Genomic DNA, 15,475 nt, shown 5'->3' with positions numbered 1-15,475 from the left:
ACCGCCGCGATCTGGCACAACCACAAGACCGGCCAGCCGGTCACACGATCCTTGATCGCCTACGACCACTGATCACATAGGAATGACTCGTCTAGGGTTGCGCCCCATGAATGCGGGTCAGCAGCCGCCAGGAGGCGGGAACAGCCGGTGGAGTACGAGCACGGTGGTGGCCGTGGTCGCCGCGAGTGCCGTGGTGATCGCGTCCGGGGTCACCGGCTATGTCGTCCTGGGAGGCGACAAAGGCGATGACGCCGGCCCCGGCCCCAGCGCCTCCGCGTCGCGGACGGCCGACGCGGCCGATGCCGGTCCGACGGGCCCCGGGGCGTCCGCCGACGACGACAACGCGCGCGGGACGGACGACGAGAAGGCGACGGTCGACGGCTGGAAGGTCGTCGTGAACGCGCGGCGCGGCATCGCCTTCGACGTCCCGCCCGAGTGGTCACTCAAGTCCAGGGACTGGGTCACCTATGTCGCCGAGGACGACGATCCCGAGGACAAGCCCCTGGTCGCCATGGCGGCTCCCGCGTCTCTGAAGGAGCGGTGGTGCGCGGCGGACGAGAACAGGGACGGCACCCAGGAGTACACCGCGCTCGCCACCGCCGGATCCCGCGGCGAGAACGGCGCCAGGAGCACCGGTGAGGCGGCCCGGGACAACGCCCGGCTGTGGGTCTACGGGCGGTACGCCCAGCCCGACGACAACCGGGTCCGCACGGGTCCCGCCGAGCCGTACACGACCAGCTCGGGGCTCAAGGGCAGTGTGGCGACGGCCAGTTCGTCGGGCACCCCGGGAACGGGCAAGTGCGCGACGGAAGGTACGGCGACCGCGTTCGCCTCCGCGACGCCCGGGGCGACTTCGCCTCCTGGACCTTCTTCGGTGCGAAGGGGGTCGCCGATCAGGTACCGGACGCCACCGTGCGGAAAATCCTCAGCACTGTCCGCCTCCACGGAACCCCTTGAGTGGACAGAGGCACCCCTTGAACACACTGGTTCCTGGGAATCCGATATGTACCTGACACCGGTACGTACCTGACAAGGGCCGGTGACCGAACTGTTTCCGGGGCGCCACTATGGTTACTGCCCATGTGGCCAGGACAGCAGCCGCCCGGGGGCGAGCAGAACCCGCAGGACCAGAACCCGAATCCGTATCAGCAGCCGGGTTACCAGCAGCCGAACCCCTATCAGCAGCCGGGGTATCAGCAGCCGAATCCGTACGCCCAGCAGCCTGGGCAGCAGCAGCCGGGCTGGGGCGCTCCGACGGTGCCGATCGGCGGGCCGCAGCCGCCGTCGGGCGACAAGAAGAAGACGAAGCTCGTGGCCATCGTGGCCGCGAGTGCCGTCGTCGTCGCGGCCGGGGTCACCGGGTTCCTGGTCCTGGGCGGCGACAAGGACGACAGCGCCAAGGACGACGACGGCAAGAAGGTCAAGGACAAGCCGTCCGCCTCCGCGACCAAGGAGCCGGGCACGGCGGGAGCCGGTTCCGGCGGGACGGCCGACGACAACCCGCGCGGTACGGACGACGAGAAGGCGACGATCGACGGCTGGAAGGTCGTCATCAACCCCAAGTGGGGCACCGCGTTCGACGTCCCCGCGGACTGGGAGATCGAGACGCCGGACACGATGATCGGCTTCGAGGACGCCAAGAAGGCCGACGGCAAGCCGATCATCACCATGTCGGCGCCCGCGTACTACAAGTCCAAGTGGTGCCAGTCGGACGACGACAAGGACGGCCGCATGAGCGACACCGCTCTGGCCGCGGTCGGCACCAAAGGCGCGAACGGCGCCAAGAGCACCGACGAGGTCGCGGTGAACCAGGTGCCGTGGTGGGTCTTCGGCGGCTACACGCAGCCCGACAAGAAGAGCATCACGTTCGACAAGAAGGCGAAGCCCTTCACGACGACGTCCGGGATCACCGGCAGCATCGCGACCGCCCGGTCGACGAACACGCCCCAGAAGGGCAAGTGCGCGAGCGACGGCAAGGCGATCACCTTCGGGTTCAAGAACTCGAAGGGCGACTTCGTGGCCTGGAACCTGTACGGCGCCAAGGGCGTCGACGAGGAGGTCCCGGAGGAGACGATCATGAAGATCCTCAAGACGGTCCGTCTGCACGGGACTCCCACGGGCTGACGGAAAAACGGTTTGGCAACGCGCCTTCCGGGCGGGATAGTCCCCCGGTGAACTCTCCCGCCGCCCTCCGTCCGCGCAAACCCTCCTGGGCCGGACGCAACTACACCCTGCTGACCGCCGCCGCGATAGTCACCAACCTGGGCAGCCACGGCGCCCTGATCGCGGCGGCGTTCGCCGTTCTCGACGCGGGCGGCGACGGAGGCGACGTCGGACTGGTGGCCGCGGCCCGCACCGTGCCGCTCGTGCTGTTCCTGCTCGTGGGTGGCGCGGTCGCCGACCGGCTGCCACGGCACCGCGTGATGGTGGCCGCCAACACCCTCAACTGCGTGTCCCAGGGCGCGTTCGCGCTGCTCGTCATCGCCGGTGAACCGCAGCTCTGGCAGATGCTGCTGCTCTCCGCGCTCGGCGGCACCGGACAGGCGTTCTTCAGCCCCGCGTCCGAGGGCATGCTGATGTCGTCGGTGACCGGCGAGCAGGCCAGCAGGGCGTTCGCGATGTACCGGATGGCGATGCACGGCGCGGGCATCGGCGGCGCCGCGCTCGGCGGGGCCATGGTCGCCGCGATGGGCCCCGGCTGGGTCCTCGCGGTCGACGCGGCGGCCTTCGCGGTCGCGGGCGGGCTGCGCGCCTTCCTGGACGTCCGGCACATCCCCGCGCGCGAGCCGGGCCACGGTCTGCTCTCGGACCTCCGCGACGGCTGGCAGGAGGTCATCGGCCGGCCCTGGCTGTGGAGCATCGTCGCGCAGTTCTCGGTGGTCGTCGCCGTGGTCGGCGCGGCCGAGGCGGTGTACGGGCCGCTGGTCGCCCGTGACGAACTCGGCGGACCGGGCCCCTGGGGCCTGGCGCTCGGCGCGTTCGGCGCGGGCACGGTCGGCGGGGCTCTGCTGATGACGCGGTGGAAGCCGCACCGGCTGCTGTTCGTGGGAACCCTGTGCGTCTTCCCGCTGGCGCTGCCGTCCGCCGCGCTCGCGGTGCCGCTGCCGGTGTGGGGGCTCGCGGCCGTGATGTTCGTGAGCGGTGTGGCCATCGAGGTGTTCGGCGTCTCGTGGATCACGACCATGCATCAGGAGATCCCCGAGGAGAAGTTCTCACGGGTCTCGGCGTACGACTGGTTCGGCTCGGTCGGCATGGTTCCGCTGGCGACGGCCCTGGCGGGCCCCGCCGAGACCGCCTTCGGCCGCTCATCGGCGCTCTGGGGTTGCGCGGCCCTCGTCGTCCTGGTGACGGCGGCGGTGCTGTTCGTGCCGGACGTACGGAATCTGACGCGGCGCACCAAGGAGATCGCGCACGCGGTTCCGGCCCCCGCAGGGGAAAAGTCCGGTACGGAGACTCGGGCAGGCGGAAACACACCGAGCGGCAACGCCCCGGCCGGGAACACCCCGAGCGGGAACGCCTCAGCCGACGCTGAAGGCTCCGTCCGGGGGCTCGGGTGAGGCGACGGCGTCCTCGTCCCGTACGGGCCGCGCGGACCCCAGGAAGCGGCGCAGCGCCGCATCGTGCTCCACGCGTGCGGGGAACGCGTCGGCGGCCGTCAGCCGGGTGAGCGCCGGGACGGCGATGCCCCGGTGGGATGCGACGAGTACGGCGTTGCCGAAACGGCGGCCCCGCAGGACGGCGGGTTCGGCGATCAGCGCCACCTCCTGGAACACGGCCGCGAAGGTGGCGAGTTGGGAGCGCAGGAACGTGAAAGGCGCGCCGTCCGCGAGGTTCGCCAGATAGAGACCGTCGGCGCGCAGTACGCGGTCTGCCTCGCGCGCGTAGCCGAGCGCGGCGAGGTGCGCGGGGACGCGGGCGCCGCCGAAGACGTCGGCCACGAGCACGTCCGCCGAGTCGGCCGACGCACCCTCCAGCCACGCGCGGGCGTCCGCCGCGTGCACCGTGATCCCCGAGCGGTCGGGCAGCGGGAGGTGGGTGGCGACGAGCCCGATGAGCCCGTGGTCGGCCTCCACCACGTCCTGGCGGGATCCGGGACGCGTCGCGGCGACATAGCGGGGCAGGGTGAGCGCGCCCCCGCCGAGGTGCAGCACGTCCAGCGGGAGCGCGGGTTCGGCGGCCGTGTCGATGACGTGACCGAGCCGGCGCGTGTACTCGAACTCCAGGTGGGTGGGTTCGTCGAGGTCCACGTACGACTGGGGCGCGCCGTCGATCGTCAGGAGCCAGGCCCGGTCCCGGTCGACGTCGGGCAGGAGTTTGGCCGTGCCGTGGTCCACGGCCTGGCTGACGGGCAGGGGGTCGTTCACGGGTCCATTGTGCCGCCGCCCGGACGACGGCACGCACGCGTGCCCGCTCCCGCGAAGTGCGGGAAGCGGGCACGCTCCGTACGGTTCCGGTCGACCCGGCTCGGTCGGCTCGGCTCGGTTCAGGTGGCTCGGTTCAGTCGACCGATGTCACCGTGCCCGCGCCGACGGTGCGCCCGCCCTCGCGGATCGCGAAGCCCAGACCGGGCTCCAGGGGCACGTCCCGCCCCAGTTCGACCGTCATGGTGACGGTGTCGCCGGGCCGGGCCACGGCCATGTCGCCGAGGTCGACGTCACCGACCACGTCCGCGGTGCGGATGTAGAACTGCGGCCGGTAGCCGGTGGTGAGCGGTGTCGCCCGGCCGCCCTCGCGCGCCGACAGGACGTACACCTGCGCCGTGAAGCGGCGGCTGGGCGTGACGCTGCCCGGCGCCGCGACGATGTGACCTCGGCGGACGGCGTCGCGGGGCACACCGCGCAGCAGCAGCGCCACATTGTCCCCGGCCTGCGCGTCGTCCATCGGCTTGCCGAAGGTCTCCAGACCGGTGACGACGGTGTCCACCTCCGCGCCGAGCACCTCGACCCGGTCCCCGACGCGTACGGTCCCGCGCTCCACGGCGCCGGTGACGACGGTGCCGCGTCCGGTGATCGTGAGCACGTTCTCGATGGGCAGCAGGAACGGCGCGTCGACGTACCGCTCGGGCATCGGCACATAGGTGTCCACCGCGTCGAGCAGCGCGACGATCGCCGACGTCCACCTCGGGTCGCCCTCCAGTGCCTTCAGTCCGGAGACGCGGACCACGGGCGCGGAGTCACCGCCGTAGCCGTTCGCCGAGAGGAGTTCCCTGACCTCCAGCTCGACCAGGTCGGTCAGTTCCTCGTCGCCCGCGTCGGCCTTGTTGAGGGCGACGACGATGTGGTCGACGCCGACCTGACGGGCCAGCAGGACGTGCTCCGCGGTCTGCGGCATGATCCCGTCGAGCGCGGACACGACGAGGATCGCCCCGTCGAGCTGCGCCGCTCCGGTGACCATGTTCTTGACGTAGTCGGCGTGGCCCGGCATGTCCACATGCGCGTAGTGCCGGGTGTCCGTCTCGTACTCGACGTGCGCGATGTTGATGGTGATGCCGCGCGCGGCCTCCTCCGGGGCGCGGTCGATGCGGTCGAAGGGCACGAAGGTGCCGGTGCCGCGCTCGGCGAGCACCTTGGTGATGGCGGCGGTCAGGGTGGTCTTGCCGTGGTCGACGTGGCCCATGGTGCCGATGTTGAGGTGCGGCTTGGTGCGCACGTATGCCGTCTTGGGCATGGCTGATCCTCGCAGAGGGGGAAGTGACCGATACGGACGCGGAGTTCGCCCCGCGCCGGGGACCCCAGGACCTTGCCGACCCTCCCCCTCGGGGGTCCGCCGGACAGTCCGGGGAGGGTCAGCCTCGTGCGCCGTCGACGGCTGCGATGACGATCTCTACGGCAGCCTTCGGTGCATCCGCGACTGCGGATGCTGCGAGGACGAAGGCGTACCGGAACATGCGGCAGATCATTTCCGACGCCCGTGGCCGGCGTCCAATGGTTTTTCGCGGGCCGTGATCACGGGCCGTGATCAGGGGGTGGGAGCGGTTCAAGCGCCGATGTTCTTGAGGGCCTCGCGCGCGGACAGCGGTGCCAGACGGTCGCGTTCACGCTCCACGAAGGCCCGTACGGCGTCGGGATCGGTCTTCGCGTACTCGCGCAGGCACCAACCGATGGCCTTGCGGATGAAGAACCCGGGGTGGCCCGCCTGCCGGACGCAGTATCCGAAGAGCCGGTCCGTGTCGGTGGCGTCCTTGTAGCGGAGCTGGTGGAGCAGTGCGGTACGCGCCACCCATTGGTCGTCGTCCTCGATCCAAACGTCCATGTCCGCCGCGAGCGCGGGATCGGCGCGCACCAGGCCGCCGACGACATGTGCGGCGAGCGCGTCGACGGTGTCCCACCAGGGTTTCGTCTCGACGAGCACGCGGGCCACGGGCAGGAACGCGGACGAGCAGCGCCCCACGTGACGGCGCAGATAGTCGACGGCGAAGTACTGGTACTCCCGCTCGGGACGGTCCCAGCAGCGCAGGGCGACGGACCGGCACTCGGCCTCGCCGGGCGGCGGGGCGCCGGCGAGCACGGCCTTGTCGAGAGCGCGGCGCCGGGGCGTGGGCAGACCGAGGAAAGGGGCGACGTCCTTCATGTACGCGCGCATCTCCGCACCGCGCGCGGGGTCGGCCGCCGGTGCGTAGGCGGCCGTGAGGCGGGTCAGGAGCAGGTCGGACAGGTCGCCTTCGGTGCCGCTGGTCCCCCGTACCGTGGTGCTCATGGGAGGCACCCTACGGCGATCACGTGGGTTCGTCAGTTAGTCTCCCCGGGTGTTCGACCCCGCAGCTCCACCGCAGCCGGTCATCGCCGGAGACCGCCGCGCGCCGCTCGTCGCGCGCTGGCTCAGAACACTCCTTTCCCCTTGGTCACGGCTGTCCCTGCTGGTGGTGCTGCTCGCCGGTGCGGCCTGCGGTGTGCTGCTCTTCGAGCCGCAGCGTCTCCTCGCGGACGGCTGGCCCCCGCAGCTCAACGGGGCCGCCGCGGCCGTGGTCTTCGCCGTGGCGTACGGGCTGTGCACGGCAGCGTTCGTACCGCGTCCGCTGCTGAATCTCGCCGCGGGCGCGCTCCTCGGCTCACAGCTCGGCCTCGGCGCCGCGCTCGCCGGTACGGTGCTGGGTGCCGCCGTCTCCTTCGGGCTCGGCCGCGCCCTGGGCCAGGACGCGCTGCGTCCCCTGCTGCGGGCCCGGTGGCTGAAGGCGGCGGACGGACAGCTCAGCCGGCACGGCTTCCGCTCGATGATGGCGGCCCGGCTGTTCCCCGGGCTGCCGTTCTGGGGCGTGAACTACTGCGCGGCGGTGTCGTGCATGGGCTGGACGCCGTTCCTGCTGGCGACAGCGCTCGGCTCGATCCCGAACACGGCCGCCTATGTGATCGCGGGCTCCCGCGCGGCGGCTCCGACGTCTCCCGCGTTCCTGATCGCCATGGGGTTCATCGCGGTGACGGGACTGGCGGGGGCGGTGGTCGCGTGGACCAAGAGGCACCGGCTCCGGGGTGAGGGTCGGTGAGGTGCGGGGTCGGCGAGGTGCACGCCCGCTGAGTGAACGCAAGGGCGGGGGCCCTGTGAAGGGGCCGTCACCGAGGGGCGCTACGCTGCCCCGAACGGAGCCGTGAACACCGTGCGTGGGCGTGTACCACGTCGTGGGTGGGCGCGTACCGCGTCCTCGCCGTCACCGTCGCCGTTGCACCAGCCCTGTTCCCGTCCGCCTCCGGCCTGCGCGTGCGCCTGCGTGGTCAGGTTCGATCAGCACTTGGATCCCGTTACTTCATGTCTTGGTTTGAATCCTTCATCCTCGGACTCGTCCAGGGGCTGACCGAGTTCCTGCCGATCTCGTCGAGCGCCCACCTGCGGCTGACGGCCGCCTTCGCGGGCTGGAAAGACCCGGGAGCGGCGTTCACGGCGATCACGCAGATCGGTACGGAGGCCGCGGTCCTCATCTACTTCCGCAAGGACATCGTGCGGATCGTGTCGGCATGGTGCCGCTCGCTCTTCAACAAGTCGATGCGAAGCGACCATGACGCGAAGATGGGCTGGCTGGTCATCGTCGGCTCGATCCCGATCGGGCTGCTGGGCGTGACGCTCAAGGACCACATCGAGGGCCCGTTCCGCGATCTGCGGCTGACCGCGACCATGCTGATCGTGATGGGCCTCGTCCTCGGTTTCGCGGACCGTCTCGCCGCACGCGACGAGACGGGCGGCAAGCACCGGGCCGCGCAGCCGCGCAAGACCCTGAAGGAACTGGGCGTCAAGGACGGCCTGATCTTCGGTCTGTGCCAGGCGATGGCCCTCGTACCCGGCGTCTCGCGCTCCGGGGCGACGATCAGCGGCGGCCTGCTGATGGGCTACACCCGTGAGGCGGCGGCCCGTTACTCGTTCCTCCTCGCGATCCCGGCCGTACTCGCCTCGGGCGCCTTCGAGTTGAAGGACGCGGGCGAAGGGCACATCTCCTGGGGCCCGCTCCTCTTCGCGACGCTGATCGCCTTTGTGGTCGGGTACGCGGTCATCGCCTGGTTCATGAAGTTCATCACCACCAAGAGCTTCATGCCGTTCGTCTACTACCGCATCATCCTGGGCATCGCCCTGATCGTCCTGGTCAGCATGGGTGTACTGAGTCCGCACGCGGGTGAGTCGGGCCACTGACGCGGGCTTGCCTCACGGGCAGGAGCAGAGGCAGGGGCGGGGGGCGCCGTCCGCGATACGGGGCCGGGCGGTCCGTGGCTTGGTGGCCCGGACGATGGCGGAGTGCATCCCGTCCGCGACCGCGTGGGTCGGGATGATCTCGATGTCGGTGAACCCGGCCTCTTCGAGCCCGGCGCGGTATTCGGCGAACGAGAGAGCCCCCGCGACACAGCCGACGTAGTCACCGCGCTCGGCCCGCTGGGCGGGGGTGAGGGCGTCGTCGGCGACGACGTCCGAGACGCCGATCCGGCCGCCCGGGACCAGGACGCGGTACGTCTCGGCGAAGACGGCCGCCTTGTCGGTGGACAGGTTGATCACACAGTTGGAGATCACCACGTCGATCGTGGCGGCCGGGAGGGGGATCGCCTCGATGGTGCCCTTGAGGAACTCGGCGTGGGTGACACCGGCCTTCTCCCGGTTGGCCAGGGCCAGGGCCAGCATCTCCTCCGTCATGTCGAGCCCGTACACCTTGCCGGTGGGGCCGACCCGGCGGGCGGAGAGCAGGACGTCGATGCCGCCGCCGGAGCCGAGGTCCAGGACCCGCTCGCCTTCGCGGAGGTCGGCGACGGCGGTGGGGTTCCCGCAGCCGAGGGACGCGGCGACGGCCTCGGCCGGGAGTGCGTCGCGCTCGGCGTCGCCATAGAGGGCGGAGCCGAAGGTGTCGTCGATCTCGATCGCGGCGGGCCCGCAGCAGGCGGTGCCGCCCTCGGTGACCTGGACCGCGGCTGCGGCGTAACGGCGGCGGACGGTCTCGCGCAGGTCGGTGGACTGCCCGGCGAACTGCTCGGTCATGGCCTTCACTCCTCGACGACTGGGCCCGGAAGCCTTGATGAAGCCTTGCTGAAGCCTTGATCACATGGCCTGGATCGGCCCGGACCACGCTGGATTGACATCTTTCGATACAACCTTGCGCCCTGCATCGAAAAACGTCAACATAGAAGCATGTCGAAACAAGAGCTGGTGGTGCTCGGTCAGGACGGCGCCGACGGGTGCTGCCCGACCCTCCTGACCGCCCCCCTGGACGAAGAGACGGCCACCGGCCTGGCCCGGGTCTTCAAAGCCCTGGGCGATCCGGTGCGGCTGCGGCTGCTGTCGATGATCGCCTCGCGGGACGGCGGCGAGATCTGCGTCTGCGACCTGACCCCCGCCTTCGACCTGTCCCAGCCGACGATCTCCCACCATCTGAAACTGCTGAAGCAGGCCGGACTGATCGACTCCGAACGCCGGGGTACATGGGTGTACTACCGGTTGCTGCCCGAGACGACCGACCGGCTCGCCGCCGTCCTCACCCGCCCCGGCGCCCCGGCCCCCCGGTCCACCGCGACCGCGTCGTGAGCGCGCCGACCCCTCAGGCGACCGGCCCGGTCGCCGGAAAGCTGTCGTTCCTCGACCGCTTCCTCGCCGTATGGATCCTCGCCGCGATGGCCGCCGGCCTCGGCCTGGGCCGCCTCGCACCCGGCCTGGGCGACGCGCTCGCCAAGGTCACCGTCACCGGCGTCTCGCTGCCGATCGCGCTCGGCCTGCTCGTGATGATGTACCCGGTCCTCGCGAAGGTCCGCTACGACCGCCTGGACACCGTCACCCGCGACCGCGCCCTGCTCGTCCCGTCCCTGGTCCTCAACTGGATCGTCGGCCCGGCGCTGATGTTCGCCCTCGCCTGGGCCTTCCTGCCGGACCTGCCCGAGTACCGCACCGGCCTGATCATCGTCGGCCTCGCCCGCTGCATCGCGATGGTCATCATCTGGAACGACCTGGCCCGCGGCGACCGCGAAGCCGCCGCCGTCCTGGTCGCCCTGAACTCGGCGTTCCAGGTGATCGCCTTCGCCGCGCTGGGCTGGTTCTACCTGAATGTGCTCCCCGGCTGGCTCGGCCTGCAACAGACCTCGCTCGACGTCTCGGTGTGGGAGATCGCCCACTCCGTCCTCCTCTTCCTCGGCATCCCCCTGCTGGCCGGATTCCTCACCCGCCGCCTGGGCGAGAAGGCCAGGGGACGCACCTGGTACGAGAGCGAACTCATCCCGCGCATAGGGCCGTTCGCCCTGTACGGGCTGCTGTTCACCGTCGTCCTGCTCTTCGCTCTCCAGGGCGACGCCATCACCTCGCGGCCGTGGGACGTGGCCCGGATCGCCCTGCCGCTCCTGGTGTACTTCGCGTTGATGTGGACCGGGTCGCTGGCCGTCGGCCGCGCGGTCGGGCTCACCTATCCGAAGGCGACGACGCTGGCGTTCACCGCCGCGGGCAACAACTTCGAACTCGCCATCGCGGTCGCCATCGCCACCTTCGGCGCCACCTCCGGCCAGGCCCTCGCGGGAGTCGTCGGCCCGCTCATCGAGGTCCCCGTCCTCATCGGCCTCGTATACGTCGCCCTCGCCGCCCGCCGCTACTTCCCCCCGACCACGGCGGCTGCCGACCCCGCAGTCCTCCCAGAAGGTTCCGCCCATGTCTGACGCTCCCGCCGCGAAGCCCTCCGTACTGTTCGTCTGCGTCCACAACGCCGGGCGCTCGCAGATGGCCGCCGCCTTCCTCACCCATCTCTCCCAGGGCCGCATCGAGGTGCGCTCCGCCGGGTCCGCGCCGGCGGACGCGGTGAACCCGGCTGCCGTGCAGGCGATGGCGGAGGCCGGAATCGACATGTCCGCCGAGACCCCGAAGGTCCTGACGACGGAGGCCGTACGAGGGTCCGACGTGGTGATCACCATGGGCTGCGGCGACACCTGCCCCGTCTTCCCCGGCAAGCGGTACCTCGACTGGAAGCTCGACGACCCGGCGGGACAAGGCGTCGAGGCCGTCCGCCCGATCCGGGACGAGATCGAGCGGCGCGTCCGCATCCTGATGACGGAACTCCTGCACGACCACGACCCCGACCCCGACCGCACCTGACAGGAACGCGGCGCCGGTCGGGTTCTCACTGCCGGAGACGCCCCCCGGGTTCGCCCACGTCGTCCGGATGTCGGAGGACGACGACTTCGCGCCACGCGTGAGCCGGACGGATCTCCGCGAGATCGGCGTCAGTCTGCGCCACGAGCGTGATCGGCTCCGGGTGCACGCGCGCGTGGAGCCGCTGTTCGGCCTGCCGCCCCGACGGCGCAGACCGCCGGCGGTCCGCCTGGATCCGGGCCAGTGGGTCCGCTGGCAGTTGAACTACCGGTTCAGCAGTGCCATGGGGATCCGGGACTGGTCGTACTGGCTCGACACGTTCAACGTCGCCTGCGGGCCCGTCGACCCGGATGTCTTCCTGACGGAGCCGACCGTCCTGATCGACGAGTGCGGACCGGTCCGATAGATGGGGCGGATTGGCGTTCTGAGGGAGAGTTCTCTCACAGCCGACAAGCTCCAGGCAAGGTCACCGAAGGCAAGGAATGCCCCTCTGACCTGCAAAGTTTCCCTTTGAAGCGTTGCCCGGCACCTCGCGGAGAGTAATGATCTGGAGCCACGCCGTAGCGGATGGTCAGAGCGAAGCCCTAAGCTTCTCGGCATGTCCCGCACCCAAGAGCACTCCGGTTGCGTGCGTTCCGCCGACGCGCTGAACGAAGAGATCCGCGACCTGTGGCTTCGAGCGGGCGGCCGTCTGTCGGCGGACGAGCGCCGTACGTACGAGGCGCTGGTCACCGAGTGGGCCGCCGCGATCCGCACCGACGTCAGGGAATGGTGACCTCGGCACCCCGAGGCACCCGTCCTTTCCGGTCACTCAGCCGTATCCAAGGCCCCGGCCCCCTACGCGCCCCTTGGCTCAGCGGGCCGGGTGACCAAGACTGACCCGATGACACAGCGTGTGGAACTTGCGACGGTAATGGACCGTGTGGCAGTGGACGCCCTCGTCACGGAGTACGCCGTGGCCGTGGACGACGGCGCGTGGGACGCGTACCGGCAGCTCTTCGCGCCGGGCGGACGCGCGGACTACCGCTCGGCGGGCGGAATCGAAGGAGACGCCGAAGAGATCACCCAGTGGCTCACCGGCGCGATGGAGCTGTTCACCATGCGACAGCATCTGATCGTGAACCGTCAGGTCCACTTCGAGACCCTGGACCAGGACGTCGGCGACACCGCGCGCGTGCGGGCCGACTTCATCAACCCGATGCGCTTCGCGCGGGGCGACACCCCGTCCGCCACGGAAGACACCTCCACCGCACCGGACTTCGTCTGCGGCGGCCGATACGCCTTCACCCTCGTGCGTACGGGCGGCGGTTGGCGGTTCAACCAGGTGGTCGTCCAGGAGAAGTGGCGGCGTATGAAGGGTGCTTCGGCGCCCGCGTCCGGCACGCCCTGAGCACTCCCCCAGCACTCCTCACGCACCAACCCACCCCACCCCGCTGCCCTCTGTCCGAGATCGCCGGCGGCGCGCACACTGGTTCCACGCACCGCGCCCTGCCAGAGGAAGGCGCCGCATGGAACTGCTCCGCCGCGCACTCCTCGACACACCGAAAGGGCGCGCCCTCACCGCCCTCGCGGCCGGCGCACTCCCGGCCCTCGCCTTCCCCGCCCCCTCGCTCTGGTGGTTCGCGTATCTCGCCCTGGTCCCCTGGATGTTGATGATCCGTCAGGCACCTACGGGGCGGCAGGCTGCGTTCGACGGGTGGTTCGGCGGGCTCGGTTTCATGTTGGCCGTGCACCACTGGCTGCTACCGAGCCTGCATGTGTTCACGGTCCTGATCGCGGCGCTGCTCGGCCTGTTGTGGGTGCCGTGGGGCCTGCTCGTACGCCATCTGCTGGGCGGCGGCCGACCGTCGCCGCTGCGCGCGGTCGTCGCGTTGGCCGTGTTGCCGTCGGGCTGGCTGATGATCGAGCTGGTGCGGTCCTGGCAGGGGCTCGGCGGGCCGTGGGGCCTGCTCGGCTCCAGCCAGTGGCAGGTGGATCCGGCGCTGCGGCTCGCGTCGCTCGGCGGTGTCTGGCTGCTGAGCCTGCTGGTCGTGGCGCTCAACACGTGCGTCGTCCTGCTGATCGCGGCGCGTGACGCCCGTACGCCCGCCGTGGCCGGGCTCGTCGTCGCCGTCGCCGTGGTGTCGGGCGCCTGGGCGTGGGCGCCACGGCCGGAGCCGGCGGGCCGGGTGCGGGTCGCCGTGGTGCAGCCCGGGGTGGTGGACGGCGCGGGCAGCGCGGACCGGCGCTTCGCGCGCGAGGAGGAGTTGACGCGCACGCTCGCCGGGCAGGACGTGGATCTCGTCGTCTGGGGCGAGAGCAGCGTCGGGTTCGATCTCACCCGGCGCCCCGACCTCGCGGACCGTGTCGCGGCGCTGTCGCGTCTCGTCGGCGCGGACATCCTGGTGAACGTCGACGCGCGCAGCGCGGACCCCGCCAACGCGCCCGGCATATACAAGAGTTCGGTCCTGGTAGGCCCGCGCGGGCCCACGGGTGACCGCTACGACAAGATGCGCCTGGTGCCGTTCGGCGAGTACATACCGGCCCGTTCGCTGCTCGGCTGGGCGACGTCCGTGGGCGAGGCGGCCGGTGAGGACCGCCGCCGGGGCAGCCGCCAGACGCTGATGGACGTGGGGCACGGCCTGCGGATCGGGCCGCTCGTCTGCTTCGAGTCGGCGTTCCCCGACATGAGCCGCCATCTCGCCGACGACGGCGCCGAGTTGCTGGTCGCGCAGTCCGCGACCTCGTCGTTCCAGCACAGTTGGGCGCCGCCGCAGCACGCGTCCCTGGCCGCGCTGCGGGCCGCCGAGACCGGCCGCCCCATGGTCCACGCCACGCTCACCGGCGTGTCCGCCGTGTACGGCCCGCAGGGCGAGCGCGTCGGGGCGTGGCTGGGGACGGGCGCGAGCGCGGCGGAGGTGTACGACGTGCCGCTCGCGACGGGTGTGACGCCGTACGTCCGGTTCGGCGACTGGCCCGTGCGGGGCGCCCTGACCGTACTCGCGCTGCTGTGCGCGGCCGAGGGCGCCCGTGCGGTCAGACGGCGGCCTGTTCCTCGACCGCGCGTACCACGCGCTCGCACAGCTCGTGAGTCGCCAGTGCGTCCCGGGCGCTGAGGATCTTGCCCGCGCCGACGGCGTCCAGGAAGGCGAGGACGGCCTGCTCGATGCCGCGCTGCCGGGCCACCGGCACCCAGTCGCCGCGCCGCCGCACGGTCGGCTGGCCCTTGTGGTCGATGATCTCGGAGAGGTTGACCACCTGGCGCTTGGTGTCCTGTCCCGAGACTTCGAGGATCTCCTCGGTGGAGCCGCTGAGCCGGTTCATCACACCGAGCGCGGTGAAGCCGTCGCCCCCGAGTTGCAGGACGACATGGTGCAGCAGTCCGCCCTCGGTCCGTGCGCGTACGCCGAAGTCGTCCACGGGTCCCGGGGCCAGGAAGCGCAGGGTGTCGACGACGTGGATGAAGTCGTCGAGGACGAAGGTGCGGGGGTTCTCGGGCAGCCCGACGCGGTTCTTCTGCATCAGGATCAGCTCGCGGGGGTGGTCGGCGCACTGCGTGTAGGCGGGGGCGTAACGGCGGTTGAAGCCGACGGCGAGGCTGGTGCCACGGGCCTCGGCGAGGTGGACGAGCCGTTCGGACGCGTCGAGTTCGTAGGCGAGCGGCTTGTCGACATAGGTCGGGACGCCCGCTTCGAGGAGGCGGGTGACGATCTGGGGGTGCGCTGCCGTGGCCGCGTGGACGAAGGCGGCGTCGAGACCCTGGGCGATGAGGGCGTCCAGGTCGGTGTGGCAGCGCGCGTCCGGAATGTGGTGGACGGCGGCCACCTCCCGCAGGGTCGCGGGGGTACGGGTGTGCAGATGGAGTTCGATCCCGGGCCGGGTGGTGAGGACCGGCAGATACGCCTTGCGCGCGATGTCGCCGAGTCCGATGCAGCCGACCTTCACAGGGGATCTCCTCTAAGCGGTG

The 15,475-nt window shown here is 70.9% G+C and carries 16 protein-coding genes and 1 pseudogene; 12 read left to right on the top strand and 5 right to left on the bottom strand.

The genetic code is table 11. The annotated features are described in order from the left end of the window. Window positions 1-172 precede the first annotated feature (172 nt). From ACIQNU_RS40240 to ACIQNU_RS40230, 3 genes are read left to right on the top strand one after another with little or no spacing between them, the layout of a single operon-like run. Window positions 173-1,030, top strand: coding sequence for a hypothetical protein (locus ACIQNU_RS40240; protein ID WP_401376562.1), 858 nt, complete (start codon window positions 173-175; stop codon window positions 1,028-1,030). Window positions 1,031-1,080: 50 nt separating this feature from the next. Continuing rightward, the gene (locus ACIQNU_RS40235) at window positions 1,081-2,124 is read left to right on the top strand and encodes a hypothetical protein (protein WP_401376559.1); all 1,044 of its coding nucleotides are present in this window, start codon (window positions 1,081-1,083) and stop codon (window positions 2,122-2,124) included. Window positions 2,125-2,171: 47 nt separating this feature from the next. Next, window positions 2,172-3,557, top strand: coding sequence for an MFS transporter (locus tag ACIQNU_RS40230; RefSeq protein WP_401376556.1), 1,386 nt, complete (start codon window positions 2,172-2,174; stop codon window positions 3,555-3,557). Here the strand turns inward: ACIQNU_RS40230 and ACIQNU_RS40225 are convergent. The 3 genes from ACIQNU_RS40225 to ACIQNU_RS40215 all read right to left on the bottom strand — a co-directional run bounded on the left by ACIQNU_RS40225 (window position 3,519) and on the right by ACIQNU_RS40215 (window position 6,696). Continuing rightward, window positions 3,519-4,364: a spermidine synthase gene (locus tag ACIQNU_RS40225; protein WP_401376553.1), complete on the bottom strand. Its 846-nt coding sequence runs from the start codon at window positions 4,362-4,364 to the stop codon at window positions 3,519-3,521. The genes ACIQNU_RS40230 and ACIQNU_RS40225 overlap by 39 nt on opposite strands. Before the next feature lie 133 nt (window positions 4,365-4,497). Further along, window positions 4,498-5,667 carry an elongation factor Tu gene (gene tuf, locus ACIQNU_RS40220; protein WP_401376550.1) on the bottom strand — a complete coding sequence of 390 codons (1,170 nt, stop codon included), beginning with the start codon at window positions 5,665-5,667 and terminating at the stop codon, window positions 4,498-4,500. A 309-nt stretch (window positions 5,668-5,976) separates the two neighbouring features. Beyond that, window positions 5,977-6,696: a DNA alkylation repair protein gene (locus tag ACIQNU_RS40215; protein WP_401376547.1), complete on the bottom strand. Its 720-nt coding sequence runs from the start codon at window positions 6,694-6,696 to the stop codon at window positions 5,977-5,979. Window positions 6,697-6,745: 49 nt separating this feature from the next. Between ACIQNU_RS40215 and ACIQNU_RS40210 the strand changes: the two genes are divergently transcribed. Then, on the top strand, window positions 6,746-7,480 hold the full coding sequence (locus ACIQNU_RS40210; RefSeq protein WP_401376545.1) for a TVP38/TMEM64 family protein: 735 nt from the start codon (window positions 6,746-6,748) through the stop codon (window positions 7,478-7,480). 260 nt (window positions 7,481-7,740) lie between these two features. Continuing rightward, entirely contained in the window at window positions 7,741-8,613 is an 873-nt protein-coding gene (locus tag ACIQNU_RS40205) for an undecaprenyl-diphosphate phosphatase (RefSeq protein WP_401376543.1), read from the top strand. Between the two features lie 12 nt (window positions 8,614-8,625). Here ACIQNU_RS40205 and arsM read toward each other — a convergent pair whose 3' ends face one another. Beyond that, the gene (arsM, locus tag ACIQNU_RS40200) at window positions 8,626-9,444 is read right to left on the bottom strand and encodes an arsenite methyltransferase (protein ID WP_401376540.1); all 819 of its coding nucleotides are present in this window, start codon (window positions 9,442-9,444) and stop codon (window positions 8,626-8,628) included. Window positions 9,445-9,594: 150 nt separating this feature from the next. Between arsM and ACIQNU_RS40195 the strand changes: the two genes are divergently transcribed. The 7 genes and pseudogenes from ACIQNU_RS40195 to lnt all read left to right on the top strand — a co-directional run bounded on the left by ACIQNU_RS40195 (window position 9,595) and on the right by lnt (window position 14,624). Then, entirely contained in the window at window positions 9,595-9,987 is a 393-nt protein-coding gene (locus ACIQNU_RS40195) for an ArsR/SmtB family transcription factor (protein WP_401376537.1), read from the top strand. Beyond that, window positions 9,984-11,099: an ACR3 family arsenite efflux transporter gene (gene arsB, locus ACIQNU_RS40190; protein ID WP_401376534.1), complete on the top strand. Its 1,116-nt coding sequence runs from the start codon at window positions 9,984-9,986 to the stop codon at window positions 11,097-11,099. Before ACIQNU_RS40195 ends, arsB begins: the two co-directional genes overlap by 4 nt. Then, entirely contained in the window at window positions 11,092-11,532 is a 441-nt protein-coding gene (locus ACIQNU_RS40185) for an arsenate reductase ArsC (protein WP_401376531.1), read from the top strand. The genes arsB and ACIQNU_RS40185 overlap by 8 nt, the downstream gene beginning before the upstream one ends. Continuing rightward, a pseudogene (locus ACIQNU_RS40180) lies at window positions 11,525-11,935 on the top strand (hypothetical protein); the annotation flags it as partial. The gene ACIQNU_RS40185 and the pseudogene ACIQNU_RS40180, both read left to right, overlap by 8 nt. A gap of 192 nt (window positions 11,936-12,127) precedes the next feature. Further along, the gene (locus ACIQNU_RS40175) at window positions 12,128-12,304 is read left to right on the top strand and encodes a hypothetical protein (RefSeq protein WP_401376529.1); all 177 of its coding nucleotides are present in this window, start codon (window positions 12,128-12,130) and stop codon (window positions 12,302-12,304) included. Between the two features lie 108 nt (window positions 12,305-12,412). Further along, window positions 12,413-12,919, top strand: a complete 507-nt coding sequence (locus ACIQNU_RS40170) for a nuclear transport factor 2 family protein (RefSeq protein WP_401376526.1) — start codon at window positions 12,413-12,415, stop codon at window positions 12,917-12,919. Window positions 12,920-13,037: 118 nt separating this feature from the next. Next, on the top strand, window positions 13,038-14,624 hold the full coding sequence (gene lnt, locus ACIQNU_RS40165) for an apolipoprotein N-acyltransferase (protein WP_401376523.1): 1,587 nt from the start codon (window positions 13,038-13,040) through the stop codon (window positions 14,622-14,624). Here the strand turns inward: lnt and ACIQNU_RS40160 are convergent. Next, on the bottom strand, window positions 14,545-15,453 hold the full coding sequence (locus ACIQNU_RS40160; protein WP_401376520.1) for a Gfo/Idh/MocA family protein: 909 nt from the start codon (window positions 15,451-15,453) through the stop codon (window positions 14,545-14,547). The genes lnt and ACIQNU_RS40160 overlap by 80 nt on opposite strands. Window positions 15,454-15,475 lie beyond the last annotated feature (22 nt).

The sequence above is a fragment of the Streptomyces sp. NPDC091292 genome, assembly GCF_044757265.1.
Lineage (GTDB): Bacteria > Actinomycetota > Actinomycetes > Streptomycetales > Streptomycetaceae > Streptomyces.
The sequence above is the reverse complement of the archived record's forward strand: the minus strand, read 5'-3'. Positions and strand labels throughout refer to the sequence as shown.

Excerpts from the sequence above, each read along its gene's own strand:
- ACIQNU_RS40235 (WP_401376559.1), top strand. The coding sequence starts at position 1,081 with ATGTGGCCAGGACAGCAGCCGCCCGGGGGCGAGCAGAACCCGCAGGAC.
- tuf (WP_401376550.1), bottom strand. The coding sequence starts at position 5,667 with ATGCCCAAGACGGCATACGTGCGCACCAAGCCGCACCTCAACATCGGC.
- ACIQNU_RS40215 (WP_401376547.1), bottom strand. The coding sequence starts at position 6,696 with ATGAGCACCACGGTACGGGGGACCAGCGGCACCGAAGGCGACCTGTCC.
- ACIQNU_RS40205 (WP_401376543.1), top strand. The coding sequence starts at position 7,741 with ATGTCTTGGTTTGAATCCTTCATCCTCGGACTCGTCCAGGGGCTGACC.
- arsM (WP_401376540.1), bottom strand. The coding sequence starts at position 9,444 with ATGACCGAGCAGTTCGCCGGGCAGTCCACCGACCTGCGCGAGACCGTC.
- ACIQNU_RS40195 (WP_401376537.1), top strand. The coding sequence starts at position 9,595 with ATGTCGAAACAAGAGCTGGTGGTGCTCGGTCAGGACGGCGCCGACGGG.
- ACIQNU_RS40185 (WP_401376531.1), top strand. The coding sequence starts at position 11,092 with ATGTCTGACGCTCCCGCCGCGAAGCCCTCCGTACTGTTCGTCTGCGTC.
- ACIQNU_RS40175 (WP_401376529.1), top strand. The coding sequence starts at position 12,128 with ATGTCCCGCACCCAAGAGCACTCCGGTTGCGTGCGTTCCGCCGACGCG.
- ACIQNU_RS40170 (WP_401376526.1), top strand. The coding sequence starts at position 12,413 with ATGACACAGCGTGTGGAACTTGCGACGGTAATGGACCGTGTGGCAGTG.
- lnt (WP_401376523.1), top strand. The coding sequence starts at position 13,038 with ATGGAACTGCTCCGCCGCGCACTCCTCGACACACCGAAAGGGCGCGCC.